16 protein-coding genes are annotated in these 17655 nt (G+C 29.7%); 12 read left to right on the top strand and 4 right to left on the bottom strand.

Going from position 1 to position 17655, the window contains the following annotated elements; translation table 11 throughout:
• Positions 1-653 (bottom strand): UvrD-helicase domain-containing protein (locus U9O55_04330; protein ID MEA2089033.1); only part of this gene is annotated, 653 nt, incomplete at its 3' end.
• A gap of 264 nt (positions 654-917) precedes the next feature.
• A complete protein-coding gene (locus tag U9O55_04325; GenBank protein MEA2089032.1) occupies positions 918-1466 on the bottom strand; it encodes a M48 family metallopeptidase in 549 nt (182 codons plus the stop codon).
• Between the two features lie 777 nt (positions 1467-2243).
• Between U9O55_04325 and U9O55_04320 the strand changes: the two genes are divergently transcribed.
• From U9O55_04320 to U9O55_04280, 9 genes are all read left to right on the top strand, one after another.
• Complete coding sequence (locus U9O55_04320; protein MEA2089031.1) at positions 2244-2828, top strand: TetR/AcrR family transcriptional regulator; 585 nt, start codon at positions 2244-2246, stop codon at positions 2826-2828.
• 4 nt (positions 2829-2832) lie between these two features.
• Positions 2833-3405, top strand: coding sequence for a hypothetical protein (locus U9O55_04315; protein MEA2089030.1), 573 nt, complete (start codon positions 2833-2835; stop codon positions 3403-3405).
• 280 nt (positions 3406-3685) lie between these two features.
• The gene (locus tag U9O55_04310) at positions 3686-3823 is read left to right on the top strand and encodes a hypothetical protein (protein MEA2089029.1); all 138 of its coding nucleotides are present in this window, start codon (positions 3686-3688) and stop codon (positions 3821-3823) included.
• A 103-nt stretch (positions 3824-3926) separates the two neighbouring features.
• A complete protein-coding gene (locus tag U9O55_04305; protein ID MEA2089028.1) occupies positions 3927-4754 on the top strand; it encodes a patatin-like phospholipase family protein in 828 nt (275 codons plus the stop codon).
• Positions 4751-7864, top strand: coding sequence for an efflux RND transporter permease subunit (locus tag U9O55_04300; GenBank protein ID MEA2089027.1), 3114 nt, complete (start codon positions 4751-4753; stop codon positions 7862-7864). Before U9O55_04305 ends, U9O55_04300 begins: the two co-directional genes overlap by 4 nt.
• A gap of 170 nt (positions 7865-8034) precedes the next feature.
• Entirely contained in the window at positions 8035-9000 is a 966-nt protein-coding gene (locus tag U9O55_04295; protein MEA2089026.1) for a biotin/lipoyl-binding protein, read from the top strand.
• 30 nt (positions 9001-9030) lie between these two features.
• Positions 9031-9771, top strand: a complete 741-nt coding sequence (locus tag U9O55_04290) for an efflux RND transporter periplasmic adaptor subunit (protein ID MEA2089025.1) — start codon at positions 9031-9033, stop codon at positions 9769-9771.
• Between the two features lie 173 nt (positions 9772-9944).
• Positions 9945-11369, top strand: a complete 1425-nt coding sequence (locus U9O55_04285) for an aminopeptidase (protein ID MEA2089024.1) — start codon at positions 9945-9947, stop codon at positions 11367-11369.
• Between the two features lies 1 nt (position 11370).
• A complete protein-coding gene (locus tag U9O55_04280; GenBank protein MEA2089023.1) occupies positions 11371-12858 on the top strand; it encodes a glycosyltransferase family 2 protein in 1488 nt (495 codons plus the stop codon).
• 89 nt (positions 12859-12947) lie between these two features.
• Here U9O55_04280 and U9O55_04275 read toward each other — a convergent pair whose 3' ends face one another.
• Positions 12948-13358: a hypothetical protein gene (locus tag U9O55_04275; protein MEA2089022.1), complete on the bottom strand. Its 411-nt coding sequence runs from the start codon at positions 13356-13358 to the stop codon at positions 12948-12950.
• A gap of 207 nt (positions 13359-13565) precedes the next feature.
• On the opposite strand from U9O55_04275, the gene U9O55_04270 reads away from it, so the two are divergent.
• From U9O55_04270 to U9O55_04260, 3 genes are read left to right on the top strand one after another with little or no spacing between them, the layout of a single operon-like run.
• A complete protein-coding gene (locus U9O55_04270) occupies positions 13566-14003 on the top strand; it encodes a glycosyltransferase (GenBank protein ID MEA2089021.1) in 438 nt (145 codons plus the stop codon).
• Positions 14004-14052: 49 nt separating this feature from the next.
• A complete protein-coding gene (locus U9O55_04265) occupies positions 14053-15060 on the top strand; it encodes a rod shape-determining protein (GenBank protein ID MEA2089020.1) in 1008 nt (335 codons plus the stop codon).
• Between the two features lie 13 nt (positions 15061-15073).
• On the top strand, positions 15074-16570 hold the full coding sequence (locus U9O55_04260; protein ID MEA2089019.1) for an O-antigen ligase family protein: 1497 nt from the start codon (positions 15074-15076) through the stop codon (positions 16568-16570).
• Here the strand turns inward: U9O55_04260 and U9O55_04255 are convergent.
• Entirely contained in the window at positions 16567-17469 is a 903-nt protein-coding gene (locus U9O55_04255) for a permease-like cell division protein FtsX (GenBank protein MEA2089018.1), read from the bottom strand. The two genes, U9O55_04260 and U9O55_04255, sit on opposite strands and share 4 nt — an antisense overlap.
• Positions 17470-17655 lie beyond the last annotated feature (186 nt).

The raw sequence follows: 17655 nt of genomic DNA, 5'->3' as shown, positions 1-17655 counted from the left end.
TGAATAAATTTATATCTTTTTGACCATTTGTTTCTTAATTTTTTATCAAGATAGAGCGATCTGATTGTTAAAAGAACAAGCTCGTTAAAATCCAGCGCGTTTTGATCTTTTAAAGTTTGCAAATATTTTTTATTTATTTCCATTAAATCACTGTCAAGATGCCTGGATTTAACAACACATCCGATTTCCTGCTCTAATTTGTTTAATCTATAACGATACAATTTATCAATTAAATCAAAAATTTGATATTTTTCGTTTTTTCCTTCAATAATTAACTCTGGATAATCAAGCAGAATATTTTTCATTATCTCCACCTGTTCTGTTTCGTCAAAAACAACAAAATCAAAATTAATACAAATTTTCTTTGCTTCTGATTTTATAAAATAAGCGCAAAATCCATGAAAAGTTTTGATTGTCAAATTATCAATAATTTCTTTTGACTTGATTCTTTTTTTTATTCTGTTCATCATTTCCTCAGCAGCGCGATTAGTAAAAGTCAGACACAAAATTTCCCCTGGCTTGATTCCAGAGTCCAGCGCTTTAATTACTCTTTCTGTCAAAACTGTTGTCTTGCCTGTTCCAACAGGAGCCGAAATAATATAAGCTCCGAAAATATTATTGATAATTTTTTGTTGTGCTTCATTAAATTCCATAAAATAAATTTAAATTTTGTTTTGTAAAAAAACTATATTCTTTTCCATTAAAAAATAATAAAATAAACACCTATCAATAAATTACAAATTCAAAATCACAAATCCTAAATAAATTCAAAATCTAAAAATTCAAAATTCTAAACTGTTTTGTATTTTGGATTTTGGTCATTGTAATTTATTTGTTATTTGGAATTTTGAATTTAATGCTTATTAAATTGTAATATAGTGTTTAGAATACACAAAATTTAATTTGTTTATTTTTGTTTACTTTCTTAATTCCCTTCTAATCTCCAAATAATTTGGGATTTTAAGTGAAACTAAATTCCAAAACTTTCTTGAATGATTAAACTCTCGCAAATGGCAAAGTTCATGCACTATAATATAATCCGCGATATGCTGAGGTAAATAAATAATTCTGTAATTAAAGTTCAAATTTCTTTTTTGAGAACAGCTCCCCCATCTTGTTTTTTGGTTCCTGATAAAGATTTTATTAAATTGAAAATTATAAAAACTGTTAAAATAATTTACTCTTTGTTCTACTGTTCCCAACGCTTTTAATTTATTTTTTAAATAATCATTTTTATCTCCCCCTATTAAAGAAAATTTTCTTTTTTTAAAATTGTTTATTTTAGCAAAAAGCCATTTTGAATTTTTTTTGATAAAATTTTCAACCAACTTATTACTGCAATAATAAGGAATTGTCAAAACAACACTGGCGTCGCAATAAACAGCCAGTCGCGCTCTTTTAGCTCTTCTACTTTTTTTAATCTGACATTTGATTGTTTGATTGTCTAATATAATTTTTGTTTCCATAAAAATAATCTTTTTACATAATTATAATCTATAATCCAAAAAAAAGATACCTGTTTAAACAGATATTCTTTATTTTTATTTGAATACTTAAATAATTTTAAAGCTTTCTTAATACAAACAGATAATTATTTATAATCTTTATGTTTAAAATTTTTTATATATTTTTTTGATATTTCATATATTTTAACTAATAAACAACTTAAAAAATATTGATAAAAAAAATAATTTAAAAAAATCAAGGAAGCAAAAAAAGAACTAAATATAATAATGTCAGGCGTAAAATTTCCAAAATATATTATTATTTTTTCTATTAACTCCATCGGTAATAAAAATACTTTATAGACATTAAAAAATATTGGCGTTTCTTTATTAATATAAAAAGAATGCATTACTCCATAGTGCACTGTTAAATTACCTATATATATTAACATGGAAGTTATTAATATTTTTTTTATTGTTGGTCTAAAAAAATTTTTCATTAACGATATATTAACTAATAATACATTTACTTTTTTCATGCAACATCTCCTTTCTTCGTTAATATAAAGAACAATAAAGAACAAATATCCACCACAATTTTTGTTTTTTCACCTCCTTTTATTTTTATTTTGTTTTTATATTGGTGGATAAAAAAATATTATCATGTTAATAAAGAGGCGTCAATTTTCATTTTTTTGACAAAATTAAATATATAGTATTGACAAACTTTTTAGAAATATATATAGTATAAATATACTTACCGAGTGGTAAGCAAATTAATTAAATAAAAATAAATTTATGGCTATCATAAAACAACAAGAAGATATTATTCAAGGCACTAAAAAACATATTATTGAAATTGCTCGCAAGCTTTTTTCAGAATACAGCTATTTGGGAGTTTCAATGAATGATATTGCCAAAAAACTCAATATTACTAAAGCCGCTCTTTATTACCATTTTTCAGGCAAGGCTGAAATTTATAAAGATGTGCTTAATAAGGTTTTTCATAATTTAAGCTTGTCTATTGCTGGCGCGTTTAATGAAAAAACGGCTGACAAAAAATTGCGTATACTTATAAAAAATTATTTGGATTTTGGCTTTAATGAAAAAAATCTTATCAAATCTTTAATATTTAAAATGTCGCCGACTGATACGCAAATAAGAAAACATATTATTAAATTAAGAGAACAAACTGTTGATTTAATCCAACCAGTTATTACAGAAATGATTGCAAAAAAAAAATTAGCGCGAAAAGTTGATAGCAGACTGTTAACTTCTTTGCTTACTGGAATGATGGACGGATTACTTTTAGAATATTCATTTTTAAATAAAAAAATTAATTCAAAAAAAATATCTAATCAAATTATTACAATTTTATTTTAAAAATATGCCATTAGAACAATTTAACAAAAAAACAGGCACAAACCATTCTCATTCTAATTCTAATGATGAGAAAAAAAATAAAAAAATAATGTTTGAATTGTCTGATATAGAAAAAAAGATACAAGGAATCATTTTAGGACTGTTCGGTTCTATTATGGCGAGTTTTGGCATAGCTTTGGGAATTTCAACACTTACTTCAAATCATTGGACAATTTTATCATCAGGGCTGATAGTCGGATTAGCAAGCAGTTTCGCGAATTCGTTCGGTCCTTTAGTTGTTAAATCTAAAACGAAAACTTATTCTCAAGATGATATTTTTGAAAGCACTGGATCTTTTATATTTACTTTTATAATTATTGTTTTACCGCTTATTTCGTATTTATTTATGAATGATTTAAATATTGCCAGAATAATTTCTATTATGACAGGAATAGTTTTACTGTTTATTTTTGGAATTCATCGCGCCTTGCTAGAAGGTAAAACTTCCTCTCCGTTATTTTACGCGTCTACAGTAGCCTTGATTGGAGCGCTTTTCGCTATAATGTGTTACGCTAGCGCCATTTATTTTATAAAATAAATTGTAAGAATCAAGAGCGTTGTTTACACTTTTTATCATTCCGGAAAACAGATTTTCTAAGCGAGTCTGCGAGCTTTTAAAAAATCATTTATCCGGAATCTATAACTTCAATTGATTTGTGGTTATATATAGCGTAGATTCCGGATAAGTTAATTTCTTACGACTCGCAAGCTCGTCGAGAAATCATACTTTCCGGAATGACAACCAAAAAAAATTTTCAAAAAGTGTAAACAACGATAGTATATCTTACAAATAAATTTTTAAGAAAGGAGGTAAAAATATGCCAGATTTTTTAACAAATATGGATTGGTCAAGTCCAACAACAATTATAATCGGAGTTGCGGCTATTGCCGTCATAGCTGTTGCAGGATATCTTTTTTGGGCTTGGTCGGAAGGTAATTGGCCATTTGGACAATAAAAATATTATAATTGCGCTTAATTAATAAATTTTTAGATGCAAAATTGAGCGCTTTTATAATATTTATATAATTTAAAAAGATTAAAAAAATAAAAAATAGTTTATGACAAAATTTAAAAGACCGAAAATCGGCTTGGCTTTGGGAAGTGGCGGAGTCAAAGGGCTAACACATATCGGCGTTATTAAAGCTTTAAAAGATAATAATATCCCTATTGATTATATTGCTGGATCAAGTATCGGCGCTTTGGTCGGCGCTTTTTATGCCGCAAATCAAAATATAAATAAATTAGAAGCAATAGCTTTAGAAGCCACATGGAGAACAGGACTGTCAATAGTTGATCCGACTTTTAATGGAGGATTAGTTAAAGGAAAGAGATTAGAAAATTTAATTAAAACATGGATCGCGAGCGATCTGAATTTTAATAATCTGAAAATTCCTCTTGTAATAGTAGCAACCGACTTAACTACTGGCAAAGAAATTGATATTAAACAAGGCAATATTATTAAAGCAATAAGGGCAAGTTTGTCGGTTCCTGTTGTTTTCCAGCCATTGAAATATAAAAACAAATTGTTAGCTGACGGCGGATTATCAAATCCTTTACCAGATGATGTGGCGCGCGCAATGGGAGCTGATATAGTGATAGCTGTTAATCTTGATAATACTTCTTTTAATAATGGATTAAAAAATGATTTAGATAAAAATATTAATTTAACGAAAGTGCCGATAAGAGCGTTAAATATATTAAGATATCATTTGGCGCAAAATTCTTTAAAAACAGCTGATATTCTTATAGAGCCGAAAGTTGGAGAAATAGGATTAGTAGGCTGGAGTAAATTCTTTGATAATAAAGAAGTTAAAAAAACTATTAGAGCTGGCGAAAAAGCTACTCTTAAAATTTTGCCTCAAATTAAAAAATTAATGAATTTATGAATCTACCAAAATTTTCAGTTGACAAGCCTGTTACTATAACAATGATGGTTTTAATCATTGTTGTTTTTGGTTTTATTTCTTTAAGCCGTTTGGGATTGGATATGCTTCCAGACATTGAATTTCCAGTAGTATCTGTTGTTACTTCTTACAGTGGCGCGACTTCAGAAGATATTGAAGATGTTATTACTAAACCAATTGAAGATACTGTAGCAACAGTCAAAGATGTCAAGTCAATTAAATCTTTTTCACAGGAAGGAATATCAGCGGTAATGGTTGAATTTAATAGCGGAACTAATGTTGATTTTGCCGCTCAAGATATTAGAGATAAAATCGGTTTGATAAAAGATTATTTGCCACAAGATGCTCGCCATCCCATGGTAATAAAAATGGATGTCGGAGCAATGCCGATTCTTGGATATGGCGTTATGTCCGATAATTTGGAAATTTTAGAATTAAAAAAAATATTGGAAGACAATATTAAGGACAAAATTGAAAGATTGGATGGAGTAGCTTCTGTTGAATTGCGCGGCGGGCAAGATCGGGAAATTTTAATAAAATTAGATAAGCCGCGATTAGATCTCTATAATTTAACTCAAGCTCAAGTTGTCCAAATTCTGCGCGGAGAAAATATTAATCTGTCCGGCGGGTTTATAGAACAGGGTTTGCAAGAATTCCCTTTGCGCACGATAGGGAAATATAAGGATATAGAGGAAATGAAAAATACAGTTATTGTTGTCAAAAATGATACACCGATTTATTTAAAAGATGTCGCAGAAATTATTGATACACATAAAGAATTAAGAAGTTATTGCCGTACTAACAAAAAAGACAGTTTATTAATGTTGATTAATAAGCAATCAGGCGCTAATACTTCGCAGATTGCCAAAGCAGTTAAGCAAGAATTGCCAAAATTAAGAAAAAATTTGCCGCAAGATATTGATTTTAAGTTAGTAATGGATCAAAGCCATTTAATTAAAACTTCAACTGATTCAGTAACGCAAAGCGGAATAATCGGCGGATTGTTGGCAATGCTGATAATTTATTTGTTTCTGCGAAATTGGCGCCCTACATTAGCTATTGGTTTAGCTATCCCTTTATCTTTGATCGCCACTTTTATTCCTATTTACGCCGTTGGCTATACTTTAAACCTTATGACTTTGGGTGGATTGGCTTTAGGAATCGGAATGCTGGTGGACAATGCCGTGGTGGTAATTGAAAATATTTATCGCCACTTGGAAAAAATCGGCAAGCGGCAAAAAGCCGCTATTATTGGAGCTAAAGAAGTTGGAATGGCTATTACAGCGGCTACACTGACTACTATTGCTGTTTTTTTGCCCATGTCTTTTGGCTCTGGCATTATAGGGCAAATATCGCGAGGGTTGTCTTTAACAATCATTTTTTCTTTAGCCTCTTCTTTGTTTGTAGCCTTGACTTTAGTGCCGATGATCGCATCTAAAATTTTTAAAAAAAGAAAGCAAGCGAAAGATTATCAAAAAGCTTCTGGAGAGAGTCATTTTAAAAAAATTCAAAATATTTATAAAAAAATTTTAATTTGGTCATTGAATAATCGTTTCAAAACTATGGCTGTTACTATTAGTTTGCTAATTGGTGTAATTGCCTTAGTTCCGTTTATTGGAACTGAATTTATGCCTATCAGCGACCAAAGCATGATGCTGCTTGGAGTGAAAATGCCAGTTGGCACATCCCTGGAGGAAACTAATAAAGCCATTAACCAAATAGAAAATAATTTAGTCAACATTGATGAAATATCGGCTATTACCAGTTTTGTCGGTTTAGATGAAGCCAGTAGAAGCGAAAGTATCGGTTTGGGACTTGGGTCAGCAGGCATTAACGAAGCTCAAATTTTTATTAGATTAAAAGATAAAAAAGATAGGAAATATTCAGCTGAAGATGTTCAGGAAATAATAAGAAAAAAAGTTCCCAGAATAAGAGGTTTAGAAATAAATTTTACTGATATGAGTAAAATTTTGATAAGCGGTTCAAGCTCTCCAATTGAAATTAAAATATTTGGAAAGGATTTAGATGTTTTAAAAAATACGGCTTATGAAATCGCGCTAAAAATTGATGACTTGGAAGGCGTACGCGATATTGATACCACTCTGAGTAAAGGCAAGCCGGAATTAGTTATTACCATTGATCGGGAAAGAGCATCTTATTTAGGTCTGACAGTCGGACAAATTGGTTCTGTTGTGAAAAATTCTATACAGGGATCAGTCGCCACTCAATTGCGCCAAGGAGGAGAAGAAACAGATATAAGAGTTCGTTTTGATAAAATTTATAGAGATGATATTAAACAGATAGAAAATTTGACGATAACTACTCCGTTCGGGAGCCAGATACCTCTAAAGCAAGTAGCTAAAATTTCCAAAGACGAAGGCGCTGTGAAAATTAATCGCGAAGATCAATTAAGGGTGGTAGCGGTAACGGCTAATATTATTGATAGGGATGTTGGAAGCGCGGTAAAAGACATAAAAAGCAAATTAAGCGATTATGAATTGCCGTTTGGATATTTTATTGAATACGGCGGATCTTATAAACAGATGCAAGATGCTTTTAGCGCTTTAAGCTGGGCGTTGGCGCTGGGAATTTTGTTAGTCTATATGGTTATGGCTTCGCAGTTTGAATCGCTAATCCATCCATTTATTGTTATGTTTGAATTGCCATTAGCTTTTATCGGTGTGGGGTTGGCTCTGTTTATTACAGGACAAACTTTGTCTTTGCCGTCTTTTATGGGCGTGATAATACTTGCCGGGATTGTGGTAAATAACGCTATTGTTTTAATTGATTATATCAACCAATTAAGAAAAAAAGGCGTGGATAAATTTGATGCCTTAGTTGAGGGCGGAATAACTCGCTTGCGCCCGATTTTAATTACTTCTACTACTACTATATTGGGAATGTTGCCTATGGCTTTGGCAAGACAAGAAGGTTCGGAAATGATGCGGCCGATGGCAATCGCGGTAATCGGCGGATTACTGATTTCCACTTTACTGACGTTAGTGGTAATTCCCGTAATTTACAGCTTAGTGGAAAAATTTTCCAAACGAATTTATGTAAGGGTTGAAAAAATAGTTAATGGCTCAAAATAAATATTTTAATTTACAAAAATTTTAACAAATAAAAAATTTTGAACATAAACAGCCAGTTATAAACTGGCTGTTTATGTTATTTAAAACTATTGACATATTTTAAATAAAATGTATAGTAAGATAATATACTTACCGATTGGTAAGTAAAATTATTGTTAAAAATTAAAAGTATGAATCAAGAAATAAAATCTAAACTATCTAAACAGGCTATTTCTATTTTAGTAATTATAGTTTTGTTAGTCGCTGTGTTTAGTTACGCTTTTTATAAATATAATGATTACGACAATGATCAGAAACAAAAAATAGACGCAAATATAAATGAAACATATCAAAAAATTAAGGTTGAAAAAATATTAAGCAAAACAGCTGTTGAGGATATTTCGCTTTCTGCTATTACTGAACCGTTAGACGAAACTAAAATTAGCGCAAAAACAAGTGGCAGAATGGCTATTATGTATGTTAATGAAGGTGATTTTGTTTACACGGGACAAATTGTCGCGCAATTAGAAGATGATCAATCGTTGGTTGCTAATTATAATACAGCTTTTAATAATTATCAAATCGCGCAAAAAAATTTAGAAAATATAATTTTCTCCACTCAAAAAGATATTGAATCAACTGAAATAGGAATATCAACTGCTGAAAAAAATTTAAAAAATAGCTTAGACAAATCAACTAACGATTTAAGCAACGCTTATGAAAACGCAAAATTAAAAAGTGATTCCGCTTTATTAACAATAAATAATTCTTTGGAAAACGTTAAAAATATTTTAGATGATCATGCGACAGGACATTATAATAATTATTATCAATATTTTCCAACTTCTAATTCTCAATCTTTTAATGATTTAATGAATTCTTATGTTGTTGCCCGCTCAGAATATAGTAAAACTTTAGATTATTATAATTCAATAAAATATGAAACAAGCAGAGCAGAGATTGATGAAATGTTGATTAAGATTGATGATATATCAAATAAAACATCTCTTGCTTTGGATGATATGAGAATAATTTTGTCTTATGCTATAACATCCTCTAATTTTACTGTTGCTCAATTAGGAGTGGCGAAAAATAGCATTTACAGCGCGCAAGCTGTTATAGACGGATCTTCTTCTAATATAAAAACAATTAAATAATTAATCGCTAATTTAAAAATTGGCGACACTATGTCAAGCGATTCAGCGCGAATAGGAGTTGATTTAGCCGAAAAACAATTAGAATCGGCTCAAAAAGCGCTGAACAATGTTAGAGCTAAATCTGAAGTTCAAATTAATTCAGCTGAAATGCATGTGGAATCAGCTGACGGCCAAATTAACTCTATTTCAGCCATGTTAGGAAATACGACTGTTTTTTCCCCAATTAGTGGAACTGTTAACCAAAAATTTATTAACATTGGAGAAATGGCTATGGCTGGCGCGCCATTATTTACGGTTGTTGATATTAAATCCATAAAAATAGAAGTCGCTTTGACTGAATTTGATATTAGCAAAGTGTCTATCGGACAAGATGTTAAAATCAGTTTAGTTGCTTGTCCTGATGAAAAATTTGTCGGAAAAATTTATTATATCAGCTCTGTGGCTGATCCAGCAAATAAAAAATTCACTGTTAAAATTCAATTAAAAAACATTGATGAAAAAATTAAAGCAGGAATGATGGCTGATATTAAAATTATTATTAAAGAGCAAACTGATGTTTTAGTGATTCCAAAAACAGCGATCTTTATTGAAGATGAAGTTGAAAAAGTATATACAGTTGACAATAAAGGAAAAATTAAAATTAAAACAATAAAAACTAAAGACAACGAGAATGAAGTAATAGTAATTAAAGGATTAGTTGATGGCGATATAATTGTTGTTGAAGGAAATCGCGAGTTAAAAGATGGCGATAAAATAAAAATCATAAAATAGGTTGACAAATTTTTAACAATATTAATTTTTTTGCATAATAACCCTAGACAATAATCAACGCGATATTTTTTCAAAAAATATTTTCCTTGATTTTTAAAAGGAAGGATGATATATTAAATTTATAATTAAATCTAAAAGCTAAGAGCTAACGAAGCTAATTAAGCTAAAACCTTATGCCTAAACAAACTAAATTAGAAAAAAAATTGTTATTAAATAAAAAATCCTGTTGGGAAGAATGGGACAAGAACAAAACAAAAAAAGCTTTTGAATTTTGCGATGGATATAAAAATTTTTTAAATTCAGCGAAAACAGAAAGAGAGGCTGTTAAAGCAGGAGAAAAAATCGCGCGCGAAAATGGTTTTATAACGATAAAAGAGTTAAAAAAGAAAAAAATAAAAAATAATGAAACAATAAAAATTTATAAAAAAAATAGAGAAAAAAATTTAATTTTAGCTGTTTTTAAAAAAGACTTTCTAAAAAATGGAGCTAAATTTATTGTTTCGCATATTGATTCGCCACGTCTTGATTTTAAGCCAAATCCATTATATGAAAGCGAATCTTTAGCGTTTTTAAAAACACAATATTATGGAGGAATTAAAAAATATCATTGGCCAACAATCCAGTTGTCTTTGCGCGGAACAGTAATGACAAAAAACAACGGAAAAGTAAAAATAAATATTGGAGATAATGACAATGACCCGATTTTTATGATTACCGACCTTCTTCCACATTTAGCAAGAAAACAAATGGGCAAACCGTTAAGAGAAGCAATTGAAGGCGAAGAGCTTAATCTGTTGGTCGGTTCTATTCCTGTTAAAGACGCAGATGTTAAAAACAAAATTAAATTAGCTATTTTAGATTATTTAAATAAAAAATATAAAATTATTGAAGAAGATTTTTTCAGCGCCGACCTGCAGGCTGTTCCTTGCGGCAAAGCGCGCGATCTTGGTTTTGACAGATCAATGATAGCGGCTTACGGGCAGGATGACAAAATTTGCGCTTATACTTCTTTAATGTCTATTATAGAATCTAATAAAATCAACATTAATAAAACTCAAATCTGTTTTTTAGTGGACAAAGAAGAAGTTGGCAGTGACGGCGTAAGCGGATCTCAGTCTTTATTTTTAGAAAATTTTTTATTGGAATTAATGGAAATTTTTAAAAAAGAAAGTTCCTTAAAAGATGTTTATCAATTTTTTTCAAATTCAGAAGCTATTTCAGCGGATGTTACCGCAGGATTTGATCCTGATTACAAGCAGGTTTATGACGCTAAAAACACAGCTTATCTTGGATATGGCGTGGCAATAGAAAAATATACTGGAAGCGGTGGAAAATATTCAACCAGCGAGGCAAGCGCTGAATATGCTTTTCAAATCAAAGAAATTTTTAACAAAAACAATATAAAATGGCAATCAGGCGGACTTGGCAGAATAGATGAAGGAGGCGGAGGAACTATCGCAAAATATTTGGCTAATAGAAATATTGACACAATTGATTGCGGGATCGCTCTTTTTAATATGCATGCTCCAATGGAAATTTCTTCAAAGGCTGATATTTATTCCGCTTATGAGGCATATAAGGCATTCTATAAAAATTAATATGTTTAAAATAAGCGATCATTTAAAATACAGAATTTTAGAAATTATTCCAGGCGCTATGGTTTGGGCAACGCTAATCAGCGTTCTGATTTTGTCTTTTACAAAACCGCTATGGGCAATTTATTTTATTATTGTTTTTGATGTTTATTGGTTTGTGAGAATTTGCTATATGATGATTTTTTCAATAGTATCATGGCGTAGATTTAAAAAAGCGCAAAAAATAGATTGGTTTGAAAAATTGCAAAAAGAAAATCCAGAATGGAAAAAAATTTACCAAGTTTTAATTTTGCCGACTTATTTAGAGCCGTTAGAAGTGTTGCAAAAAACTTTTAGAAATTTAATAAACACAAAATTTTCGCTGGATAAATTTATTATTGTCCTTTCAGGCGAAGAAAGAGATAAGGAAAATTTTTTGCGCTACGCTGAGTCCATAAAAAAAGAATTTGGAGATAAATTTTTTCGTTTAATTACAACAGTTCACCCAAAAGGACTACCTAATGAAATGCCAGGAAAAGGCTCAAATGCTTGTTGGGCAGGCCATCGCGCTAAAAATTTTATTGATGAGCAAAAAATTCCTTATGAAAATATTCTAATTTCAAATTTTGATGTTGACACTTGCCCGCATAAACAATATTTCGCGTATCTTACTTATAAATTTTTAAACAATCCGAATCGCTTGCAAGCAAGTTATCAACCTGTTGCGACTTATAATAATAATATCTGGGAGTCTCCCTCCTTAATAAGAGTTGTGCATAACAGCACAACTTTTTGGCTGTTCACTGATTTAGCGCGACCAGAAAGACTTTTTACATTTTCATCGCACAGTATGAGTTTTAAGGCGTTAGTTGATGTTGGATTTTGGCAAAAAGATATTGTAACTGAAGACTCAAGAATCTGTTTGCAAGGCATAATCAGATATAACGGAAATTATGATGTAATTCCAATGTATATTTCAATTTCTATGAATACGGCTTATGAAGGAAATTTTTGGACAAGTATGAAAAATCAATACAAACAAATACGAAGATGGGCTTATGGCGTTGAAAATTTTCCGTATATGATGAAAAATATGTGGGGCAATAAAAAAATCAAATTGTTTATAAAATTGCGATACACATGGAACCAACTTGAAGGTACATACTCTTGGGCGACAGCTCCGATAATTATTTTTATAATGGGATGGCTGCCTTTGCATTTTGCAGGAGATCAAGTTAAGGCTACTGTCTTGGCGCAAAACGCTCCAACAACGCTTCAATATTTAATGAACGCTTCTATGATTGGGTTGCTTCTTTCAGCTCTGTTAAGCGTTTTAATGTTGCCTCCTCGCCCTAAAAAATACGCGAAAGGTAAATATCTTTTTATGGTTTTACAATGGATATTATTTCCCTTTTGTATGATTGCGTTCGGATCTATACCAGCTATTGACGCGCAAACTCGCTTAATGCTTGGAAAATATTTAGGATTTAATGTAACTAAAAAATCCGTTTAAATTTAAGCTCAAAAAATTTATTGCTGATAATTGGCCAAAAAACTAATGCCAAACAAAAAAGCCGTGGTATAAAAACGGCTTTTTCTTTTTTAAATTTTTGGCATTTTAAACAATTTTATCCATCCCAACTCTTGCCAAAATTTTAATTCGTCAGAATGAGGAAAAATTCCTTCTGGAATAGGGTTTAAATAATATACTTCTATTTTTTTGTTTAAAACTTTATTCAGACCTATTGCAAAAGCAATTTCCGCAAATACTCCAGATCCTATATATCCAAACAGTCCCTTTTTTTCTAAGTTAAGCGCTAATATAGCGTCTGCTTTGAAAATAGCTTCATAATGCTCTGAAAATTCCTTTTTATAACTATTAAGAAAATCTTTCTTGATTTTAGTAGGATACTTTATAACTTCAAAGCCACGTTTTTTTAACTTATTTTTTAATTTAATAATTTCACTTTCAAATGAAGCGCTGGCACAAATCACTATTTTTCTTTTTTCCATAATATTTTTTGTTAAATTAATAAAAAATCAAATTTATTTTTTCTTCCTTAAAAAAATATTGTTCAAATTGCTTATTTATAATTATCTAAACTTGTTATTATTTAACCTAAAATGCCAATGCTTTATAATCAATATAAAAGTCAAAAAACTTATTTGTATTATAATAAAAAATTATTAAAATGCAAATAAAATTATTGCATTAAATTTATGACAAAAGTATCAATAAATCTACTTACTTATAATGGTGAAAAATATTTGCATGATTGTTTTAATTCAATCTTGGCGCAAGATTACAAGAATTTCGCATTGTTGATAATTGACAATAATTCTTCTGACAATTCCGCTGAAATAATAAAAAAATTCCAAACAAAATTCGCGGATAGTCAAATTGATTTTCGTTTTATACAAAACAAAAAAAATTTGGGCTTTATAAAGGGACATAATCAAGCAATAGAATTATCAGACAGCAAATATATTTTAGTTTTAAATCAAGATCTGATCTTAGCTGAAAATTATCTGAAAAAAATAGTAGAATTTATGGAGTCATGCCCTGATTGCGGATCAGCCACTGGCAAAATTTTACGCTTGACTAATAAACAAAAAATTGATATTATTGACTTATTAAAGCTTAAAATTTTAGATTAAAATAATAAAAAAATTTAATTTTGAGATTTGATTTTTGCATTTTTATATTATGTTTTTAAAAAAAATAGGGATTGACTTAGGCACGACAAATATTTTAGTTTTTGTGCCAAAAAGAGGCATTATAATAAATGAACCATCCGTAGTCGCGATATCCCTTACTGACAATAAAATCCTGGCCGTCGGAGCTGAAGCAAAAGAAATGATTGGCAGAACACCTGATTCAATTGTTGCTTCGCGTCCGTTAAAAGACGGCGTTATTGCTGATTATAAAACAACTGAAATAATGATAAAATATTTTATCAATAAAGCTCTTGGCAATGTTCGATTGTTCCGCCCCGAGGTGATGGTCGCTGTCCCAGCAGGAATTACATCAACTGAAAAAAGAGCAGTGATTGACGCTACAATAGCGGCTGGAGCTAAGGCGGCCTACATTATTAAAGAGCCGATTGTTGCGGCTATTGGAGCAAATATTCCTATTGGCGCGCCTTCTGGGCATATGATTATTGATATTGGAGGCGGAACTTCAGAAATAGCCGTGATATCTTTGGGCGGAATTGTAACATCAACTTCAGTGAGAATTGGCGGAGATAGATTTGACTCTTCTATATCAGAATTTATTAGAAAAAAATACAATTTGGCGATCGGCGACCGCACAGCTGAAAAAATAAAAATCAATATCGGCTCGGCAATGTATCTTGATAAAAAAATGACAATAAAAGTAAAAGGGCGTGATATGATGAGTGGGCTGCCAAAAACTATCTTAGCCACTTCTGACGATATAACAGAAGCAATCCAAAATGATTTAGAAGGGATCATCAACGCCACAAAATCTGTTTTGCAAAAAACTCCGCCAGAGCTTTCAGCGGATATTATTGATAAAGGAATGATTTTGTCGGGCGGTTCAAGCTTGCTGCGGAATATAGATAAGCTTTTGTCGCGAACTATTGAGGTTCCAGCTTATACTGCCGATGATTCGCTCTTATGCGTGGCAAAAGGGACAGGAATCGCTTTGGAAAATTTAGAACTTTATAAAAGAAGCTTGTCAACAATGAAATAAATAAAAAATCAAAATGCAAAATTTGTTTCAATTCAATGAAAAATATTTTAAAACAGCATTATATGCGATTATTCTAATAGAATTTTTTAGCTTATATGCTTTTATTTTTCCAGAGTTAAACAAATTATTTTTTTTGGCTATTATTTTAATAACATTAATTCTATCATGCAAAAAATTAGAATATGGAATTTATATTATATTAAGCGAGTTAATAATAGCAAGCAAGGGCTATTTATTTTATTGGGAAATTAATGAAAAATCAATTTCTATTAGAGTTGGGCTATTTTCCATTGTTTTTGCTGTTTGGTTAATAAAATTAGCGTTAGATTCTAAAAAAACAAACAAAATAAAAATAAAAATTTTAGAATCAAAATTGTCTCTTTATTTTTTGTCTTTGTTTGCTTTTTTTATTATTGGAATTATTTTAGCAATAGCGCATAGGAATTCTTTTTCAAATATATTTTTTGATTTTAACGGCTGGCTATATTTTTTGTTGATTTTTCCTTTTTTTCAATCAATTAAAAAAGAAAATTTTGACAAACTGTTCTCAGTTATATTAGGCGCTGTAAGCGCTATGATTTTAAAAACAACAATAATTTTTATTATTTTTTCTAATCATATTATAAGCGTAATGCCGGAAATATATCGCTGGATAAGAATAACAGGCGTTGGAGAAATTACTGATATGGGAAACAGTTTTTTCCGTATATTTTTTCAATCGCATATTTACGCTATCTTGGGATTTTTTATTATTCTTCCATTATTGAATAAAAAATTTGTTCAGAAAAAAGAAAAAATTAAAAATAACATCCCTATTCTGTTTTTTGCGATAAGTTTCGCGATGATTATTTTAATCAGTTTTTCAAGAAGTTTTTGGATAGGAATTTTGTTTGGAATTTTATTATATTACGTTATTTTATTTTTCATTTTTAAAGAAAAAATTAAGTTTATTTTCGTTAATGCTTTGTTAATATTGGTAATTTTTGTTTCAGCTGGTTTTTTAACTACATCATTAACAAAAATTTCATTTCTGCAAAAAAATAAGACAGACGCCAATTTTTTTACGGCAATAAGCGAAAGAACAACAAAAATATCAGGTGAAGCAGCTGTTGGAAGCCGTTGGAATCTATTGCCTCCGCTATTTAATAAAATAAAAAAAAATCCTGTTTTAGGATCTGGATTTGGAACAACTATAACTTATGAAACAAAAGATCCGCGCGCGTTGGAAAATAACAGTAACGGCTTATACACGACTTACGCTTTTGAATGGGGTTATTTTGACATATGGCTGAAGATAGGCATTGCTGGGCTGTCAATATATTTTTTACTTATAAGAAAAATTTTAAAAACAGGCTGGCAAAATAAAAATAACGAAATTATATTCGGCAGTTTACTTGCTTTCGCATCGCTTTTAGCAATACATTTTTTTACTCCTTATTTAAATCATCCGTTGGGCATTGGATATATTTTAATAGCAAGTATTATCTATGAAAAAATTAACGAATCTTAAACTTTTAAATATTTTTTCATTGCCAAAAAAGAAGATATTGTATTTATTAAAATAACAACCAAAAATTCTAAACCAAAAATAAAGAAAAAATTATTTTTAAAATAAGAAATTAAATCAAAATCATATTCTAAAAAATAATTAAGATGCGGTTGTATAAAATTTAGCAATGGATAAAAGAAGGACATTAAGATCAATAAACTAATAAAAGCGTAAAAAAATTCTTCTAAAAGAAACGGCACGCGAATAAACCAATTAGTGGCTCCGACCAATCTCATAATTTTTATTTCGTCTCTATGCGTATAAATAGCAATACGCACTGTGTTAAAAACAATTAAAGAAGCAATAAAACTAAAAATGGCAATAACAATAAAGCCCATTTTTTTTGTTTTATTTTTTATTGAAGAAATTTTATTTATAAAAATTTTATGGTCGTCAAAATCCTTTTTCTTAATTATTTTATTATAATCGCTTTTGTTTAATTCATCTAAAATTTTTGGATAATATTCAGAATTCTTAGCTTTAATAATAAAAAAATTCGGCAAAGGATTTTCATTTAAAACATCAATAGATGACAATATGGATTGATTATCTTTATATTTTTCTTTAAACAGATCTAATGCTTCTTCTTTATTAACAAAAGTTATTTTTTCAACTTCAGGCAAATTTGAAAGCCCTATTTTTGCTTTTAAAATTTGGGACTCATCAGCGTCTTGATGAAAATAAACGCTCACGTCAATCTTGTTTTCTATTGATTTAATTACTTGGTCAGACACGACATTCAAACTTATTAAAGTTGTCACGGAAAACAAAGTAACAACAAGCATAGTTATGGTTACTATGGCAAGCCAAAAATTGCGATAAAAATTCTGAAAAGCAAATTTTATAATTCTAAAAAACATATTTCAAATTAAAAACTAAAAATGAAAAAATAAAAAAATTAATAACAATTTCAAAATCCAAATGTCAAATAAAGATGAAATTTAGAATTTGAATTTTGTTCAAAAATTAATTTGGCATTTAGTCATTTGACATTGAATTGACATTTGACATTAATAATATCAATTTTAAATTTTTCCTTGTTATTT

The organism is Patescibacteria group bacterium, assembly GCA_034660655.1.
Lineage (GTDB): Bacteria > Patescibacteriota > Patescibacteriia > JAACEG01 > JAACEG01 > JAACEG01.
This window is presented reverse-complemented; position numbering and strand designations above follow the sequence as displayed.